Origin of the sequence: Cognatishimia activa (assembly GCF_026016445.1) — a bacterium.
Lineage (GTDB): Bacteria > Pseudomonadota > Alphaproteobacteria > Rhodobacterales > Rhodobacteraceae > Cognatishimia > Cognatishimia activa_B.
On sequence record NZ_CP096147.1, the window covers coordinates 2,161,049 to 2,178,107 of the forward strand.

Annotated in this window: 14 protein-coding genes and 1 riboswitch; of the genes, 5 read left to right on the forward strand and 9 right to left on the reverse strand. The window is 54.6% G+C overall.

All coding sequences use genetic code 11. The features are described 5' to 3' along the window. Positions 1-16 precede the first annotated feature (16 nt). Both M0D42_RS10810 and M0D42_RS10815 read right to left on the reverse strand, forming a co-directional pair. Positions 17-682: a TRAP transporter small permease gene (locus M0D42_RS10810; RefSeq protein ID WP_265018621.1), complete on the reverse strand. Its 666-nt coding sequence runs from the start codon at positions 680-682 to the stop codon at positions 17-19. A gap of 98 nt (positions 683-780) precedes the next feature. Further along, complete coding sequence (locus M0D42_RS10815) at positions 781-2,013, reverse strand: TRAP transporter substrate-binding protein (RefSeq protein ID WP_265018622.1); 1,233 nt, start codon at positions 2,011-2,013, stop codon at positions 781-783. A gap of 118 nt (positions 2,014-2,131) precedes the next feature. Here M0D42_RS10815 and M0D42_RS10820 point away from each other — a divergent pair, with 118 nt between their 5' ends. Together M0D42_RS10820 and M0D42_RS10825 are read left to right on the forward strand one after the other, a co-directional pair. Beyond that, a complete protein-coding gene (locus M0D42_RS10820; RefSeq protein ID WP_265018623.1) occupies positions 2,132-3,748 on the forward strand; it encodes a GMC family oxidoreductase in 1,617 nt (538 codons plus the stop codon). 196 nt (positions 3,749-3,944) lie between these two features. Next, positions 3,945-5,105 carry an MFS transporter gene (locus M0D42_RS10825; protein WP_265018624.1) on the forward strand — a complete coding sequence of 387 codons (1,161 nt, stop codon included), beginning with the start codon at positions 3,945-3,947 and terminating at the stop codon, positions 5,103-5,105. Here the strand turns inward: M0D42_RS10825 and M0D42_RS10830 are convergent. Both M0D42_RS10830 and M0D42_RS10835 read right to left on the reverse strand, forming a co-directional pair. Continuing rightward, positions 5,102-5,713, reverse strand: coding sequence for an SOS response-associated peptidase (locus M0D42_RS10830; protein ID WP_265018625.1), 612 nt, complete (start codon positions 5,711-5,713; stop codon positions 5,102-5,104). The two genes, M0D42_RS10825 and M0D42_RS10830, sit on opposite strands and share 4 nt — an antisense overlap. Before the next feature lie 2 nt (positions 5,714-5,715). Continuing rightward, positions 5,716-6,384, reverse strand: a complete 669-nt coding sequence (locus M0D42_RS10835) for an arylesterase (RefSeq protein ID WP_419195937.1) — start codon at positions 6,382-6,384, stop codon at positions 5,716-5,718. Between the two features lie 12 nt (positions 6,385-6,396). Between M0D42_RS10835 and M0D42_RS10840 the strand changes: the two genes are divergently transcribed. Together M0D42_RS10840 and M0D42_RS10845 are read left to right on the forward strand one after the other, a co-directional pair. Next, the gene (locus M0D42_RS10840; RefSeq protein WP_265018626.1) at positions 6,397-7,083 is read left to right on the forward strand and encodes an ABC transporter ATP-binding protein; all 687 of its coding nucleotides are present in this window, start codon (positions 6,397-6,399) and stop codon (positions 7,081-7,083) included. Further along, the gene (locus M0D42_RS10845) at positions 7,080-9,608 is read left to right on the forward strand and encodes an ABC transporter permease (RefSeq protein WP_265018627.1); all 2,529 of its coding nucleotides are present in this window, start codon (positions 7,080-7,082) and stop codon (positions 9,606-9,608) included. Before M0D42_RS10840 ends, M0D42_RS10845 begins: the two co-directional genes overlap by 4 nt. A gap of 103 nt (positions 9,609-9,711) precedes the next feature. Here the strand turns inward: M0D42_RS10845 and gcvP are convergent, their stop codons facing one another. The 4 genes from gcvP to M0D42_RS10865 all read right to left on the reverse strand — a co-directional run bounded on the left by gcvP (position 9,712) and on the right by M0D42_RS10865 (position 14,875). After that, positions 9,712-12,561 carry an aminomethyl-transferring glycine dehydrogenase gene (gene gcvP, locus M0D42_RS10850; RefSeq protein WP_265018628.1) on the reverse strand — a complete coding sequence of 950 codons (2,850 nt, stop codon included), beginning with the start codon at positions 12,559-12,561 and terminating at the stop codon, positions 9,712-9,714. 65 nt (positions 12,562-12,626) lie between these two features. Continuing rightward, positions 12,627-12,986: a glycine cleavage system protein GcvH gene (gene gcvH, locus M0D42_RS10855; RefSeq protein ID WP_265018629.1), complete on the reverse strand. Its 360-nt coding sequence runs from the start codon at positions 12,984-12,986 to the stop codon at positions 12,627-12,629. A 23-nt stretch (positions 12,987-13,009) separates the two neighbouring features. Further along, entirely contained in the window at positions 13,010-14,143 is a 1,134-nt protein-coding gene (gcvT, locus tag M0D42_RS10860; RefSeq protein ID WP_265018630.1) for a glycine cleavage system aminomethyltransferase GcvT, read from the reverse strand. Positions 14,144-14,295: 152 nt separating this feature from the next. Then, a riboswitch (glycine riboswitch) is annotated at positions 14,296-14,382 on the reverse strand. A 46-nt stretch (positions 14,383-14,428) separates the two neighbouring features. After that, positions 14,429-14,875, reverse strand: coding sequence for an RrF2 family transcriptional regulator (locus M0D42_RS10865; RefSeq protein WP_265018631.1), 447 nt, complete (start codon positions 14,873-14,875; stop codon positions 14,429-14,431). A 93-nt stretch (positions 14,876-14,968) separates the two neighbouring features. Here M0D42_RS10865 and M0D42_RS10870 point away from each other — a divergent pair, with 93 nt between their 5' ends. Then, positions 14,969-15,532 carry a gamma-glutamylcyclotransferase family protein gene (locus M0D42_RS10870; protein WP_265018632.1) on the forward strand — a complete coding sequence of 188 codons (564 nt, stop codon included), beginning with the start codon at positions 14,969-14,971 and terminating at the stop codon, positions 15,530-15,532. On the opposite strand, the gene M0D42_RS10875 is transcribed toward M0D42_RS10870, so the two are convergent. Further along, on the reverse strand, positions 15,529-16,929 hold the full coding sequence (locus M0D42_RS10875; protein WP_265018633.1) for an MATE family efflux transporter: 1,401 nt from the start codon (positions 16,927-16,929) through the stop codon (positions 15,529-15,531). The two genes, M0D42_RS10870 and M0D42_RS10875, sit on opposite strands and share 4 nt — an antisense overlap. Between the last annotated feature and the right edge of the window lie 130 nt (positions 16,930-17,059).

Genomic DNA, 17,059 nt, shown 5'->3' on the forward strand with positions numbered 1-17,059 from the left:
TGTTCCAATCCTTCCCTCAGCCTTCGCCAATCGCGGCCTGCTTGATCAACGGCTCGCCGCTGCGCAGGTTTTCGATATCTTCGAGGTAGTTTTCCATTGCACGCCCTGTGACCAGCACAAAGGACAGTGGAACAGAAACGAGGAACCACCACTGAAGGATGTTGTCTGTACCCAGCAAAATCTGGAAGTTTGACGCGGAGTTAATTGCAACCTGAGTGGATGTCGTGATGATCACCCACGAAAAGCAGACCCAAAGGACGAAGTCCAAAGTGAGGCAGGCGAATTGCAAACCGCGTGGCATGTTTGATCTGAATTCGGCAAAGGCCAAGTGCGTTCGTAACTTAACGTTATACGCACAGCCAAACCACGTCATGATCAAGAACAAGAACGGTGGAATTGTCGTGGACCAAGGTGCTTGAACGCCCAACACGAAGCGCCGGAACACTTCGACAAAGATGATCACACCGATCAACAGATAGGTTGAAACCATCACTGTTGATTCAAAATTTCGCTCAATCCAAGGAATGTGTTTGTAGAGGTACAGGAAGAACATCCCGCCCAATACTGTAATGAGGGCCCCCATAACCCAAGCTGCTGGCCCCTGAAAGGCCTCGCTCATCATCCAGGCATCGTTTGCAAACGTTGCACTGACGATTTCGAGCATATCACTGACGATAGACATAATCCGTCTCCTCCCTGAGGACGAACCTTACCTATTGGTAAGTTGTCACTAGAGAAAATTGTGGCGGCAGGAGACTCCCCTGCCGCCAACGTTGAAGTTTAGGCTTTCCACCAGCGACGTGGCTCAACGTTCTCTGCCAGCATATCTGCAGGAACTTCACGAGCAACACGATGCAGTTCAGTGTAGGTGTCCATGCCACCTGCCCATTTGTTGATACGCTCACGCCACTGTTCCCAAGCCGCTGGCTGGAACTCTGGAGAACACATTTCTTCCGCCAGTTTCAGCTGGTCTGCGCCCAGGAACGCGTTGCGAACGCCATTCTGCGCAAAGATGGTGTTCGGCAGTTGTGGATCAGATTGACCAACAGTGTTAACCAGCGCCGCTTCGTTCGCTGCTTGTACGTGAACCTGTGCGAGGTAGGAAGATTCCATAACCGCGTCTTGCAGGTTGCCGTCCAGGCTGTCGAATGCTTTCGCAGACATCGCAGTGTGCTCTGTACCGCAGAAGAACTTCAGGTCAACAGACTGAGAAACAACTGGGGACATGTTCGCATATGCAACCGCAGACGCCCATGTTTCCGCACCATCGATCAGACCAGTTTTCAGACCGTCGAGTGTTTCTTCCCAAGCAACAGGAACCGGGTTCAGGTTCAGAAGCTGCATCGCGATGCGGCCCAGCTGTGTACCTGTTACACGGTTTTTGGTGCCAAACAGCTCTTCCAGTTTGGTGACAGTTGGCTTGTCTTTGAAGTTCGCACCCATTTGCAGACCACGAAGTTCACAGTGGCTGAAGAGGAACTTCAGGCCGTGACGCTTCTCAAACGGCTCACGCAGGATCGCGTTTGATTCTGGGCTGTAGAGGAAGTGGTACTGGGATGCGCGGCCTGGGAAGACGTACGCATAATCCAGAACGTTCAGATATGGCGCACCACCTGCTGAGTTTTGCGTGGATGCCGCATAGATATCGACAATGCCATTTTGCGCTTTTTCGACGCAGGACAGCTGACCACAGATTTGGTTGTCGCCGATGAATTCAACGCGAATTTCACCATCGGTTCTGGATTCCAAATCGCGTGCAAATTCAAGACAACCTGCGCGCTCAATCAAAAGGTTACGCTGGTTAAAGCCAGCGGCGCCAAACTTCAGAGTATGTTTAGCTTCTTTCGCGTAGCGTTTCTCATAGGTTGATTCGACCGCTTTTGCCAAAGATGGCAAAGTCATAGTGCCGGTGAATGCGCCAGCTGCAAGAAGCGTAGACGACATTCCGTATTGGCCCGCGAGCTTAAAAAGATCGCGGCGCGAAATGCCACTGAGCTTGTCAGATACTTTCATGAACTATCCTCCCTGTTCATAACTGTTAGTTTTTGAGACTTGCGGTATCATTTTTATTGATTTAAGAATCGATTGCAAGAAAAACATTCACCTGAATTAATGCCACTGGGAGGAGCGCATGAGTCCTACGAAAGCCGATTACATAGTTGTTGGTGCTGGTTCGGCAGGTTGCGTCGTAGCGAACCGCTTGAGCGCGGATCCATCCGTCAATGTTGTACTACTTGAAGCAGGTGGTCGTGATATTAACCCATGGATTCACATTCCTGTGGGGTATTTCAAAACAATTCATAACCCTTCGGTTGATTGGTGTTACAAAACCGAGCCAGATCCGGGACTTAATGGCCGCTCCATCGAGTGGCCTCGCGGCAAGGTTCTGGGTGGCTCCTCCTCTCTGAACGGCCTGCTTTATGTACGTGGCCAATCTCAGGATTATGACCGCTGGGCGCAGATGGGGAACAAGGGGTGGTCTTGGGATGAAGTCCTGCCGCTGTTCAAACGCGCAGAGAACAACGAGCGTGGTGCAGATGAATACCATGGTGACGAAGGCCCGCTGTCGGTTTCCAATATGCGAATCTCTCGGCCAATCACTGACGCGTGGGTCGCAGCTGCTCAGGCTGCAGGCTATCCGTTTAACCCGGATTACAATGGCGCAGATCAAGAAGGCGTAGGCTTCTTTCAGCTTACTTCTCGTAATGGCCGCCGCTGCAGCTCTGCTGTTGCCTATCTGAACCCAATTAAAGATCGTAAAAACCTGAACATCATCACCCACGCGCTTGTTGAGCGCGTTGAGATGGATGGTAGCAAGGTGACCGGCGTGACCTATCGCGACCGTTCTGGCCGTTCAAACACCATCAGCGTATCGAAGGAAGTCATTCTGTCGGGCGGCGCAATCAACTCGCCACAAATTCTGATGCTTTCCGGTATCGGCGAAGCAGAACAGCTGAAAGCCAACGGTATAGAAGTCAAAAAAGACCTCGCAGGTGTTGGTAAGAATATGCAGGACCACCTGCAAGCGCGTCTGGTCTATAAGTGTAACGAGCCAACACTGAACGATGAAGTGCGCACACTTCACCGTCAGGCCTTCATTGCTATGAAATATGCGCTCTATCGCGCGGGCCCAATGACCATGGCGGCTTCTCTGGCCTGCGGTTTCATGAAAACCCGACCGGAGCTTGAAACCCCTGACATTCAATTCCACGTGCAGCCGCTGTCTGCTGAAAACCCAGGTAAAGGTGCCGATCCGTTCTCTGCCTTTACCATGTCGGTTTGCCAGCTACGCCCGGAATCCAAAGGTGAGATCAAGATCGTTTCCAAAGATCCAACGGTCTATCCGAAGATTCACCCGAACTACCTGTCCACTGAAACAGACTGCCGCACTATCGTGGATGGCGTGAATGTTGCTCGGAAAATCGCGCGTCATGCGCCACTAACATCCAAAATTTCTGAGGAGTATCGCCCAAGCGCCGATCTGGACATGGATGACTACGACGCGACTCTGGATTGGGCACGCAACAACACCGCATCGATCTACCACCCAACAGGCACCTGTAAGATGGGGAGCGACAGTACAGCAGTCGTTGATGAACGTCTGCGTGTACATGGCATTCAAGGTCTGCGCGTTGCAGACTGTTCCATCATGCCAGAGATCGTATCGGGCAACACCAACGCGCCAGCGATCATGATTGGCGAAAAGGTCTCTGACCTCATCAAAGAAGATCAGAAACTGGCGGGTTAACCCTCCTCCTCCGCCGGATTTGCTGCCTCTATCCCTTTCAACCAGAGCGCAGCCGCACCCCAACGTCACCGTCCACCGATGTTGGGGTGCCTTTTTGTTTGCCCCACTTCACATTTCTTTACAAGCGCACTCAGGTCTTGCCGTGCAAGAAGTCAACTGCATACGTTAGCGCTATCTCAACCTGCGGAGCGCGCAAATGGCAAATCCAAGACGGTTATGGCTGGCCATCACGGCCGCCTTTATGGTGAACGGTGCCTTTTACGGAATATGGGCGGCGCGCATTCCTGCTGTGGCGAATGAATTTACTCTTGGCCACAATGAGTTAGGCATTCTACTCTTGCTTCTCGCCCTCGGTGCAATCGTGTGTTTCCCTGTTGCCGGTCGCATGGCTGACCGCCACGGAGCCCCGTTGGTAACCCGCATTTTGACCCTTGGGAAAGCTGTTTCTATGATTGGTCTCGCCCTGTCTCCCAATGTCGAAACGCTCGCCATTTCACTTTTCATTTTTGGCGCCAGCCATGGCGGAATGGATGTCGCGATGAACGCATGGGCGTCGGATGTAGAACGCGTGACCAAGCGCACTTGGATGCCGAGTTTTCATGCCATGTGGAGTTTTGGGGCCGGGATCGGAGCAATTTCTGGCTATCTCGCCGTCTCAGCGGGTTTGACCTACTCCACACATTTCTTGATCACCTCCGCCGTAGTGCCGGTCATTGGCTTCTGGGGCATGCAGATCCCTTGGGGCACCACCCCAAAGTCTTCATCGGAAAAAACGCCACTTTTTCCAATACCGCGCGGCATGCTTTTGATTGTTGGCATTTTTGCTCTTTGTACAACTTTAGGCGAAGGTGCGATGGCGGATTGGAGCGCAATTTATCTGATCGAAGTCACTCTGGCTGAAGAACGCATCGCGCCTATGGGATTAGCGGTGTTCTCTGCAACCATGGTGGCTATGCGTCTGATGGGCGGGCTCGTAATTACCGCGTTGGGCACAACGCGCGCAGGGATTGGCTCTGGGCTTTTCGCAACTCTAGGCACCGCAACGGCAATTTTCGCACCCTCAGCAATGATTGCCATGGTTGGCTTTGCTTTGATGGGTATTGGCTACGCCCTAGCCATGCCCATCGCCTTCTCACGTGCGGGGAATGACCCGCATATTCCACCAGCACAGGCCATCGCAAGTGTCGCCACGCTGGGTTATGGCGGTATCTTACTTGGCCCGCCGATCATCGGGTTTCTCTCTGAAATTGTCGGATTGAGAGGAGCCTTCTCTATCCTGCTAATTTTAGCGTTTGTGATGCTCGCGCTCGCACCCGCGATCAAAACTGAGGCGACCGTAACCGCCGAGGTGCGCTAAACGCCCGACCAGTCCACATCGTTGGCTTCTTCAATGGTCAGTCGCCCCTCAGGCCAAGGATGCATAAGCTGTGCTGCCGCTTCTATTGACCCGTTGAGCCAAGTATCTATGTCCGTCGGACGAAGCAGAACACCCATTCGGTGATGAATTGGCTTCACGTCTGCGTTTGGCTCACAGGTTACCGTCGCCACCTGTTTGATCTCGCGCCCACCCGGAGCCGTCCAGACATCAGTGATTGCTGCAAAGACCACCGGTTCATTTCCGAACAGGCGCCAAGCCGTCTTGCGACGTTTTTCACCGGTCCATTCATACCAACCATCAACGACCACGACAGCGCGTTCGACACCTTCAAAAGCCGATTTATCAAACACGGTTTCTGAGCGTGCATTGATGATGGTTTCCATGACCGGTCGCCCCCGCGCATTCACTCGGCCAACCGGAATAATGCCCCATCGCATAGGTTCAAAACCCATTGGCGTCAGGGTGATAACCTCCTGACCGGGCTGAATATTGCGTCTTGGTTCTGTCTCAGGAAGTTTCGATTGTTCTACCCCGGCGAATTTCGCAATTTCATCTATTGGAGTTGTGAGAAACAATCTGCCCGGCATGTTCAGTTCTCAGAGGTGTGCTCGACAAGTGCGAGTACATGTGGGCCGAGGGCATCAACAATCATGGCAACGCCCTTTGCATTTGGATGAATGCCATCCGCCTGCATCAGCCCCTGTACTTCAGCTGGATCAACCGAGCCCAGGCCTTCAAAAAAACTTGGGGCAAATAGGGTGGCAAATTGCTCAGAGAGTTGCGGATACATGGAGTCAAAACTCTCTTTGTACTCTGGTCCGTAATTGCCCGGCGCCTGCATTCCAATCAGCAATACGTTCACATCCTGCGCCGCGGCAGCAGCCAGAATGCCTGATAGGTTTGCCCTCGATGAGGCCGGATCAATTCCACGCAGAACGTCGTTGCCGCCCAAAGCGACAATCATCGCGTCCACATCCGGCGTCATCGTCCAAGCAGCGCGCGAAAGTCCTCCGGCTGTCGTGTCACCGGAGACCCCGGCGTTCACGAGACGAACATCGGCGCCCTGCCCCGTCAGCCACGCTTGAAGCTGCGGTACAAACCCTTGGTCCACATGAAGTCCATATCCCTGGGTCAAGCTGTCGCCCATGGCGGCGATTGTCACAGGCTCAGCAAATGCGGCAGAAGACGAAAGCAAAACCGCGGCAGCCACCTTGCTGATTTCACGGCAAGCCCCATATTGGCGTTTAAGATTGATCAACAGGCGAACTCCATGGACACGATCCTTTCCCTTAAAGATGTGCGTTTGGCGCTAGAAGGCAATGCCGGACTTGTCGAAATCCTACACGGCATTTCGCTAGATGTGCAAAAAGGTGAGACTTTGGGGCTGGTTGGCCCATCAGGATCGGGCAAATCGTCATTGTTAATGCTGATGGGCGGATTGGAGCGCACCACAGGCGGCGAAATCAAAGCTCTGGGTCAAGATCTGACCGCTATGAATGAAGACGCCTTGGCACGCTTCAGGCGCGATCACATGGGCGTTGTGTTTCAAAGTTTTCACCTCATCCCGACCATGACGGCTTTGGAAAACGTGGCCACACCCTTAGAACTTGCAGGGCACAAAGATGCATTTGAACGCGCTGAGGCTGAACTCGAAGCCGTTGGGCTAGGCCATCGCGGCGACCACTACCCTGCACAGATGTCCGGCGGTGAACAGCAACGTGTCGCTTTGGCGCGCGCATCTGCGCCACGCCCGAAAATCTTGCTGGCCGATGAACCAACCGGCAACCTCGACGGTGCCAATGGCGCCGCCATCATGGATCTGCTCTTTGGTCTACGGGATCGCCACGGCGCGACATTGGTTCTGGTGACACATTCCAATGAGCTCGCGAACCGCTGCGATCGCGTGGTGCGCCTGCGGGACGGGCGGATTGATGACATGCGAAAGGCTGCGGAATGAGCTTTCGTACTGCGGCAAAATTTGCCCGCCGTGAACTGCGCGGCGGCCTGAAAGGATTTCGCATCTTCCTTGCCTGCCTCACCCTGGGAGTTGCAGCAATTGCAGGTATCGGATCGGTCCGTGAAAGCATCCAAGCGGGCATAACCAGCCAAGGCACCCAAATTCTGGGTGGCGATGCAGAGATAGAGTTCACCTACCGCTACGCCACTGAGGACGAGCGCAATTGGATGGGCGAAAATGCCGATGCGATCTCTGAAATTGTTGATTTTCGCTCCATGGCTGTCGTTACACGGGGCGAAGTTACGGAAAGGGGCCTGACCCAAGTCAAAGCCGTAGATAACGCCTACCCCCTGGTTGGTGAGGTCATATTGGACCCAGCTGTTCCGCTGGAAACCGCGCTCGGCTTAAGCGAGGGTGTGCCCGGCGCTGTCATGCATCCGCTGTTGGTTGACCGTCTGGCACTGGAAATTGGTGACACTTTCGCGCTGGGCCAGCAAGAGTTCCGCCTGACTGCCAGGCTTGAAGGTGAACCTGACAACGCTGGAGGAGGTTTTGGACTTGGCCCACGCACACTCGTAGCCACGCAAAGCCTTGAAAATTCTGGCCTTCTAGCCCCGGGCACTCTGTTTGAAACCCAATACCGTCTCCTGTTGAAAGACGCTTCTGACCTCGATGCGATAAAGGCTGAAGCTGAGGCGCAGTTTGAAGAAAAGGGCCTGCGCTGGCGCGATAGCCGCAATGGCGCACCGGGTGTTTCCAGGTTTGTCGAGCGCCTCGGCTCTTTCCTGATCCTTGTGGGTCTGTCCGGACTTGCTGTTGGTGGCGTCGGTGTATCCGCGGCCATCCGTGCCTACCTCGCCAGCAAAACTCATGTGATTGCAACGCTGCGCTCCTTGGGGGCAGATCGTTCAACGATATTCTTAACCTATTTCATTCAGATCGGGGTTCTCAGCCTGCTTGGTATTGCTATGGGCCTTTTGCTCGGAGGCGTTGCCCCAATCGCGCTTGGTCCGGTCATTCAAGCGGCTTTGCCATTGCCTGCTGTGATCACCCTGCACCCTTTACCTCTCATTGAAGCCTCGGTTTACGGGCTTTTGACAGCACTGATTTTCACCCTTTGGCCGCTTGCGCGTACCGAAGACATCCGTGCAGCCGAACTCTTCCGAGAAGCCATGAATGCAGCCAAAGGTCTGCCAGCAGCGCGTTACCTCGCGGCGACAGCTGCGCTAGTGGCTCTGTTGGTCAGCGCCGCAAGTTATTTTTCTGGTTCTCTCACACTCACGCTCTGGACAACTGGCGGTATTGCAGCAGCCTTGCTTCTGCTCGCTCTGGCATCGCTCTTGATCCGCTGGATTTCACGCAAATCCGCGCCTCGTGCACGCCGTCGCCCAGCATTGCGTTGGGCGCTTGCTGCAATCAGCAGCCCGCGCGAAGGGGCGGCATCGGTTGTCTTGTCGCTGGGGTTGGGCCTATCCGTACTTGCCGCCGTTGGACAGATTGATGGCAACCTAAGGAACGCGATTGCCCAAGACCTTCCCGGCGTGGCACCAAGCTATTTCTTTGTTGATATCCAACGCGATCAAATGCCCGGTTTTCTGGATAGGGTCGAAAATGATCCGGCTGTAAGTAAAGTTGAAAACGCCCCAATGCTGCGCGGTATTATCACCCAGATCAATGGCAGGCCTGCTGCAGAAACAGCGGGAGATCACTGGGTCATTCGAGGCGACCGCGGCGTGAGCTACGCAAGCACCCTGCCCGAAACCTCCAAACTCACCGCGGGCGAGTGGTGGGATGAAGACTATACCGGGGAACCTCAGATTAGCTTTGCAGCTGAGGAAGCCGAAGAAATGGGTTTGAAGCTCGGTGACAGCATGACGGTGAACATCCTCGGACGGGATATCACTGGCACGGTCACCAGCTTCCGAGAAGTTGATTTCTCGACAGCTGGAATGGGTTTCGTTCTGGTCATGAACGAAGCAGCGCTTGTCGGAGCGCCCCATAGCTTCATCGCGACCGTCTACGCAGAGGAGAGCGCTGAAGCGCAGATCCTACGTGATATCTCAAACGCGTATGCCAACGTGACAGCCATCAGAGTGCGCGATGCAATAGATCGCGTTACAGAAGTTCTTGGCTCTATTGCGGCAGCCACCGCCTATGGGGCCGCTGCGACGCTTCTTACCGGCTTCCTTGTCCTGATCGGTGCAGCGGCTGCAGGTCAGCAAACCCGCACCTATGAGGCTGCCATCCTGAAAACCCTAGGAGCGACCCGTCGCCGGATACTGCTGAGTTTCACTCTACGCGGGGCCCTACTGGGAGCAGCAGCCGGTATCGTCGCCATTGCAGCAGGTATTCTCGGAGGCTGGGCGGTCAGTGAGTTTGTCTTGGAAAGCGATTTCATCGTGATCTGGGGCAATGCGCTCGCGATTGTCATTGGAGGCATTGCCGCCACGCTTCTTGCAGGGCTCGCCTTTGCAACTGGCCCGCTTAAAGCCAAACCAGCAGGTATTCTGCGAACCGCAGACTGACACCCCTGCATTCACCTTTGCAAAAATACTCCCGCCAGAGGCATGAAATTTATCAGGTAAGACCAAAATGAGAGCGGCCCCCATTTCGGAGCCGCTCATCCGATTATTCAGCCGCTTCTGCGTAGTCATCCATCGGTGGGCAGGTACAGATCAGATGCCTGTCGCCAAAGGCATTGTCCACGCGGTTGACCGGTGGCCAGTATTTGTCGACCCGAAAGGCGCCGGGAGGGAAACAACCCTGCTCGCGGCTATCGGGACGATCCCAGTCTTTTACCAAATCTTCCATCGTATGCGGTGCGTTTTTCAGCGGGTTGTTCTCCGCATCCATATCGCCTTTTTCGATGGCGTCGATCTCTGCCCGGATCGCCAACATCGCGTCGCAGAACCGATCCAACTCAGCTTTGGTCTCAGATTCTGTCGGCTCAATCATCAGCGTGCCAGCCACAGGCCAAGACATTGTTGGCGCGTGAAAGCCATTGTCGATCAGACGCTTGGCGATGTCGTCAACCGACACACCAGCCGTGTCCGCAAAGGGTCGCGTGTCGATAATGCATTCGTGCGCCACTCGGCCGGTTGGGCCTTTGTAGAGAACTTCAAAAGCGCCTTCCAAACGCTTTGCGATATAGTTGCCGTTCAAGATTGCCACGCGAGTGGCTTGCGTCAGACCATCACCGCCCATCATCAGACAATAAGCCCAGCTGATCGCAAGGATGGACGCGGAGCCCAAAGGCGCTGCTGAAACCGGCCCTTCTTCGCCGCCCGTCTCTGGATGCCCTGGCAAATGCGGTGTTAGATGCGCTTTCACACCAATCGGTCCCATGCCCGGACCTCCACCGCCATGTGGGATAGCGAAGGTCTTGTGCAGGTTGAGGTGGCTTACATCACCGCCCAGATCACCCGGACGCGACAGGCCCACCATGGCGTTCATATTCGCGCCGTCGATATAGACCTGCCCGCCGAAATCATGGGTGATCTGGCAAACCTCATGCACGGTTTCCTCAAACACGCCGTGGGTCGATGGATAGGTTATCATGCAGCCCGCGAGGTTTTCGCCATGTTTTTCAGCCTTGGCTTTAAAGTCCTCGAGATCAATGTCGCCGTTCTCAGCAGACTTCACCGGAACGACTTTCCAGCCCACCATCTGAGCCGATGCCGGGTTGGTCCCATGCGCACTCATTGGGATAAGGCAGATGTTCCGGTGCCCCTGGCCATTCGCACGGTGATACGCCGCAATGGTCAACAGACCCGCATATTCCCCCTGCGCGCCGGAGTTCGGCTGCATGGAAATCGCGTCATATCCGGTGATGTCACAAAGCTTATCTGACAGATCCGTCACCATCTCGGTGTAACCTGCCGCTTGGTCCACAGGCGCAAACGGGTGCATATGCGCAAACTCAGGCCAGCTGATCGGCATCATTTCTGCCGCCGCGTTCAGCTTCATGGTGCAAGACCCCAGTGGGATCATCGCGCGATCCAAAGCCAAATCGCGATCCGCCAGACGGCGCATGTAACGCATCATTTCGGTTTCAGCGCGGTTCATGTGGAAGATCGGATGCGTCAGGTATTCCGTCCTGCGGTGCATGTTTTCAGGCACGCGGTAGCCCTGATCCAGCTTGTCGTCTTTGGTGACGATACCAAAGGCACGCCAGACGCCTTCGATCACATCAGAACGTGTGGCCTCGTCGAGCGTGATGCCCACGCGGAACTCACCCACTTTACGCAGGTTGATGTTCTCATCCCGTGCAGATTTCAGAACCGCCGCCTGCAGAGGGCCAACATCCACTGTGATCGTGTCAAAGAAGGACTGTGGATCGACTTTGAACCCAGCCGCTTCAAGGCCGTTCGCCAAACGCACGGTCTTGCGGTGAATACGCTGCGCAATCGCCTGCAAACCTTTCGGGCCATGGAACACAGCGTACATCGATGCCATCACAGCCAGCAAAGCCTGCGCGGTGCAGACATTGGATGTCGCCTTTTCACGACGGATGTGTTGCTCACGGGTTTGCAGAGAGAGACGATAAGCGCGGTTACCGTGAGCATCGATCGACACACCGACCAAACGGCCTGGCATCGCGCGTTTGTAAGCGTCCTTTGTGGCCATGTAAGCCGCGTGCGGGCCGCCGTATCCCATCGGCACGCCAAATCGCTGGGTAGAGCCAACAGCGATATCGGCGCCCATAGCGCCGGGTTCTTTCAGCAGTGTCAGAGACAGAGGATCGGCTGCGACAATAGCAATCGCTTTGTTTTCATGCAGCTTTTCGATCTGGGGCGTAAAATCGCGCACATGACCGTAGGTGCCCGGATACTGGAACAATGCCCCAAAGACCTTGTCAGCTTCCAGCTTATCCGGATTGCCGACGATCACCTCAATCCCCAGAGGTTCAGCACGCGTTTTCACAACCGCGATGTTTTGTGGGTGACAATCGCGGTCTACAAAGAAAGCCTTCGCTTTGGATTTCGCAACCCGCTGCGCCATGGTCATCGCTTCAGCACAGGCAGTGGATTCATCCAGCAACGAGGCGTTGGCGATCTCCAATCCCGTCAAATCGCTGACCATGGTCTGGAAGTTCAAAAGCGCTTCAAGACGGCCCTGAGAAATCTCTGGCTGGTAAGGCGTATAGGCCGTGTACCACGCTGGATTTTCCAGAATATTGCGCTGGATCGCAGGCGGTGTGACAGTGCCGTGATAGCCCTGCCCAATCAGGCTGGTCATCAGCACGTTTTTCTCTGCCGTTTGGCGCATCCGATACAGCAGCTGGCGCTCAGAAAGAGGACGACCGAAGTCTAATTCTTCTTTTTGACGGATCGATTTAGGTAGTGTGTCTTCGATCAAGTCATCAAGGTTTTTCGCTCCAACCACCTCCAGCATCTCAACCATCTCCTCCGGAGATGGACCGATGTGGCGACGGTTCGCGAAGTCGTAGGGCAGATAATCTGTAGGTTCGAAAGGCATCTTAGTCTCCAGTCGAAGTTTGCAATCAGCAATCAAGGTGCCCGGCCCTTGAACCGGGCAATATTTTACCCGATGAAGTTGTTATAAGCGGCTTCGTCCATGTAATCGTCCATCTGGCTCAGATCAGACGCTTTCATTTTGAAGAACCATGCATCGCCAATCGGATCTTCATTGACTTTGCCAGGCTCATCTACGAGCGCTTCATTCACTTCGACGATCTCACCATCCAGAGGTGCGAGAATGTCTGAGGCGGCCTTCACAGATTCAATCACGCAGACTTCGTCATCTTTTGACACTTCAGTATCGATCTCTGGCAGTTCGACAAAAACAACATCGCCCAATTGTTCTGCCGCGTGGGCGGTGACGCCGACCACCACAACATCGCCCTCAACGCGCAGCCATTCGTGCTCTTCAGTAAATTTCATGGGTTCGCTCCTGTGTATTCTGTTCAGCGTTTGAAGTTGGCTGGGACCAATGGCAGCTTCGCCACTTTCAGCGGCATACGTTTGCCTCGGACCTCGCCGAATAAGTCAGTTCCAACAGCCGCGTAGCTGCTGCCAATATAGCCCATGGCCACCGGGCCATTCACGGTTGGGCCAAAGCCACCAGAGGTCACGGTGCCAATTGGCTCCCCGCCGTCATCGGTTGCAAAAATCGGAGTACCTGCACGCATTGGCGCCCGCCCCTGCGGCAGCAATCCTACTCGTTTGTGGGCCACACCTTCAGCCATGGCACTTAAGATATGGGCTGCGCCCGGAAAGCCGCCTTCGCGCTCGCCACCTGCACGGCGCACCTTCTGGATCGCCCAGATCAGACCCGCTTCAATGGGGTTTGTGGTGGCGTCGATATCATTGCCATAAAGGCAGAGCCCGGCTTCGAGGCGCAGACTGTCACGTGCACCCAGGCCGATGGGTTCGACCTCCTCCATCTCAAGCAGCGCCCGGCAAAGCGCCTCTGCCGCATCATGCGGCACTGAGATTTCGAACCCATCTTCGCCGGTGTACCCGGAGCGAGAGACCCAACACTCTGCCCCAGCCAATTCGAGATTGGCGACATCCATGAAGACCATTTCCTCGGCGACAGGATTGAGGCGCGCCAGAGCCGCCTCTGCTGCGGGGCCTTGCAGTGCAATCAAAGCCCGGCCAGTGATTTCATCAACTGTGACTTCAGGCTCCAATGCCGCCTTCATCCGGGCGATATCGGCTTCTTTGCAGGCTGCATTGACCACGACAAAGAGATGATCGCCACGATTGGCAAACATCAGATCGTCTTCGATCCCACCGTCATCATTTGTAAAAAACCCGTAGCGTTGCTTGTTCTGATCCAAATCCGCAACATCCATCGGCACCAGAGTTTCAAAAGCATGCGCAACCGCCTCGTAGTTTTCGCCGCGAAGGATCACTTGCCCCATGTGGCTCACATCAAACAACCCTGCCTGCGCACGGCAATGCAGATGCTCTTTCATCACTCCAAGTGGATATTGCACAGGCATGGAATAGCCAGCAAATGGCACCATCTTGGCACCGAGTTCAGCATGCAGATCAAATAGCGGCGTATGGTTCAGGTCACCTGTCTCAGCCATCTATGTCGCTCCCTTATTCCGGAGCATGCTGAGTGCAGACTACCGGCATCACATTTGCGCAGATTGTCCCTGCGCGCGATGCCCCCTCTGTCCTTTCGCCTGAGATCGTTATCCCTTCGGCGGGTGCATTTGCACCACTCTCCAGAGTTCAGCGGATGACGTCGGTCCCTTTGGCCTGAGAGTTTCCGGGGCGGTTGCTCCTTCGGCACCGGGTTACCCGGTTCTCCCGAGTCACCTTAGCTTAGGTGACAAATTAGATGTGAGATTCGACATATTCAAGCCCATTTACGACAAGCACGGATCTGGAAGCAAAATTTTCTGCAATGCTTTGTTATTACAAATCAAACTGTCGAGGGTCAGATCATCAAGACTTGCGAAGAAAGCCTCAGCCGCGCGTTGCAGTGCTTCTTTGAGACGACATGCTTCCACCAAAGGACAGCTTCCATCGGTATCCGCAAAGCAATCATTCTCCGGCACAGGGCCTTCCATTTGGCGGAAGATTTCTCCTATTTGGATTGCGCTGGCCTCACGGCCAAGCTCAACCCCGCCATTGCGCCCTCGGTGGGTGTTCAAATAGCCAAGATGACCCAATTCATTGATCACTTGCGCAAGATGATTTTCAGAAGTCTGACAAATACCAGATATCTCCGCTTTGGTGACCAAACGCCCTTTGTTGACGGCACAAAACATCAAAACACGCATCGCGAGGTTGGTTCGTTTTGTCATGCGCATTGTCGTCATCTCCGCTTGGTTTGCTGAAAACCTTACCCGCGACCTCATCTTTTCGAATTGACACAGATCAAGCAGCGCGCGATTTCTGAGCCTATGACAGCCCCTTATTTCTTTGGCTACGGCAGCCTAGTAAACCGGCGCACCCATGATTACGGGGATATTCAGCCCGCAACGCTGACAGGCTGGCGGCGCGTCTGGCGGCAGACCACATATGCCCCGCGCCCCATTTTAACAGTCGAACCCTGCGAAAACGTTACGATTACCGGGCTGATTGCGCATGTGCCCAACGACGATTGGGCAGAGTTAGACCAGCGCGAACATGCCTATGATCGCGTGCCAGTGAACCATGCAATCCGCCACGATCTTTCAAACCCTGCTGACATTGCGACCTACACTGTGCCGATCGACAAACATCCGGCAAGTGAAGAGCTGAAGCCGATCTATTTGAGCTACCTAGATGTTGTTGTTCAGGGCTATCTGATGGAATTTGGTATCGAAGGTGTTCGCGCGTTTTTTAACACGACAATAGGCTGGGAAGCCCCGATCAAAAATGACAGGAACGATCCGATTTACCCGCGCCACCAGATTCTCACACCAGAAGAAACGCGGTTGGTAGATGCAGAACTGTCTCGGATTGACTGTCGATATCTCCCTTAACGGCGCAGGTGCATTATAGACATCAGACGACCTTGGCGGGCAAATGGTGCTTGGTCGGGCTCTTTGCGAAGAGACATGACGCGATAAGCGAGGATCAAGGCAATGCCCGCAAAGATCACCCCCCCCACGGCCTGACCGATCAGAACGCCCGGTGCTCCCCACCACGCAGCTCCAATCCAGACAAATGGAATGGTACCCAGAGTGTGCCGGCCCCAGTTGATCCATGTGGAATAAAATGGGTGGCCAAGGTTGTTGAAAGCGGCGTTGGAAACGAAAAGCACACCGTTGAAGAAGAAAGCCAAAGCCAGCGGTCCGCAGAAGAGATAGAGCAAGGTAACGGCCATGCCTTCGGCGCTAAACAGGGCGACCAGTGGATCTCTGAGCAGAAACAACAGCACAGTCATTCCGCCCACCCACATGGCGGTAAACAGCAAGCCCTCGCGGAAAGCGGTTCGTACACGGTCATACTGTCCGGCTCCAAAGTTCTGCCCGATGACTGGGCCTACCGCACCAGAGAGCGCAAAGATCATACCGAATGCCACTGGGGTAAGACGTGCGACGATGGCCATACCAGCAACCGCGTCCTCGCCATATGTGGCCATCGTGCGAGTCACATAGGCTTGCCCAATTGGCGTTGCGAGTTGGGTCAGAATGGCAGGCCCTGCAATGCCAACGATCGCCATCAGATCAATACGGAATTGCGACGGTGTCGGTTTATCTAAACCTTTGTGCACCTTTATCACCGGATAGAGTGCAAAGAAGGCAATCGCAAAACGCGCTGCGACAGAAGCCCATGCCGCGCCGGACAGCTCCATATCCAGACCAAAGATCAGGATCGGGTCGAGTACAGCGTTCACTGCCCCGCCAATAATCGTGGACATCATTGAACGGCGCGCGTCGCCATGAGCGCGCAGGATCGCGCCGCCCACCATGGCTATCAGCAGGATTGGCAGAGTGGGAATGATGATCTGCAGGTAGCTGACAGCGAGCTCAAGCGTAAGGCCACTAGCCCCCATGAGGCCCGCGAGGTATTCGAGATTAAACCAAACCAGCGCGGCAAAAATTGCAGCAAAAATAAAGCCATAGAGCAATGAGGTCGCAGCGCGGCGTCCAGCCTTCTGCCGATCGCCCTCACCCAAGGCCTGCGCAACAAGCGCGCCTGCTGCAATGGCCATTCCGATACCAAAGCTTGAAGTGAAAAACAGGATCGCACCAGCGTATCCGACAGCTGCAGCCAGCTCATCTTTGCCAAGCATTGAGATGAAGACCATATCGACCAGATCAACAAGGAAGATTGCCATTAGGCCAACCGATGATGTGGCCGACATGACAACCACATGCCGGAACAAACTGCCTGTTAGAAATTTCGCCTGTGCATTCGCCGGGGCATCAGCCATTTACACGCTCCCTCTGTCCATGTCTTAACAGATCACGAAGCGAACCCCATGCCAATCTGCAAAAATGCACATACATCACGGCGCAAACAAAAAGGCCGCCCTAGAGAGAGAGCGGCCTTTTGAAACATTT

Coding starts and splice junctions, on each gene's coding strand:
- M0D42_RS10810 (WP_265018621.1), bottom strand. CDS start 682: ATGTCTATCGTCAGTGATATGCTCGAAATCGTCAGTGCAACGTTTGCA.
- M0D42_RS10815 (WP_265018622.1), bottom strand. CDS start 2,013: ATGAAAGTATCTGACAAGCTCAGTGGCATTTCGCGCCGCGATCTTTTT.
- M0D42_RS10820 (WP_265018623.1), top strand. CDS start 2,132: ATGAGTCCTACGAAAGCCGATTACATAGTTGTTGGTGCTGGTTCGGCA.
- M0D42_RS10825 (WP_265018624.1), top strand. CDS start 3,945: ATGGCAAATCCAAGACGGTTATGGCTGGCCATCACGGCCGCCTTTATG.
- M0D42_RS10830 (WP_265018625.1), bottom strand. CDS start 5,713: ATGCCGGGCAGATTGTTTCTCACAACTCCAATAGATGAAATTGCGAAA.
- M0D42_RS10840 (WP_265018626.1), top strand. CDS start 6,397: ATGGACACGATCCTTTCCCTTAAAGATGTGCGTTTGGCGCTAGAAGGC.
- M0D42_RS10845 (WP_265018627.1), top strand. CDS start 7,080: ATGAGCTTTCGTACTGCGGCAAAATTTGCCCGCCGTGAACTGCGCGGC.
- gcvP (WP_265018628.1), bottom strand. CDS start 12,561: ATGCCTTTCGAACCTACAGATTATCTGCCCTACGACTTCGCGAACCGT.
- gcvH (WP_265018629.1), bottom strand. CDS start 12,986: ATGAAATTTACTGAAGAGCACGAATGGCTGCGCGTTGAGGGCGATGTT.
- gcvT (WP_265018630.1), bottom strand. CDS start 14,143: ATGGCTGAGACAGGTGACCTGAACCATACGCCGCTATTTGATCTGCAT.
- M0D42_RS10865 (WP_265018631.1), bottom strand. CDS start 14,875: ATGCGCATGACAAAACGAACCAACCTCGCGATGCGTGTTTTGATGTTT.
- M0D42_RS10870 (WP_265018632.1), top strand. CDS start 14,969: ATGACAGCCCCTTATTTCTTTGGCTACGGCAGCCTAGTAAACCGGCGC.
- M0D42_RS10875 (WP_265018633.1), bottom strand. CDS start 16,929: ATGGCTGATGCCCCGGCGAATGCACAGGCGAAATTTCTAACAGGCAGT.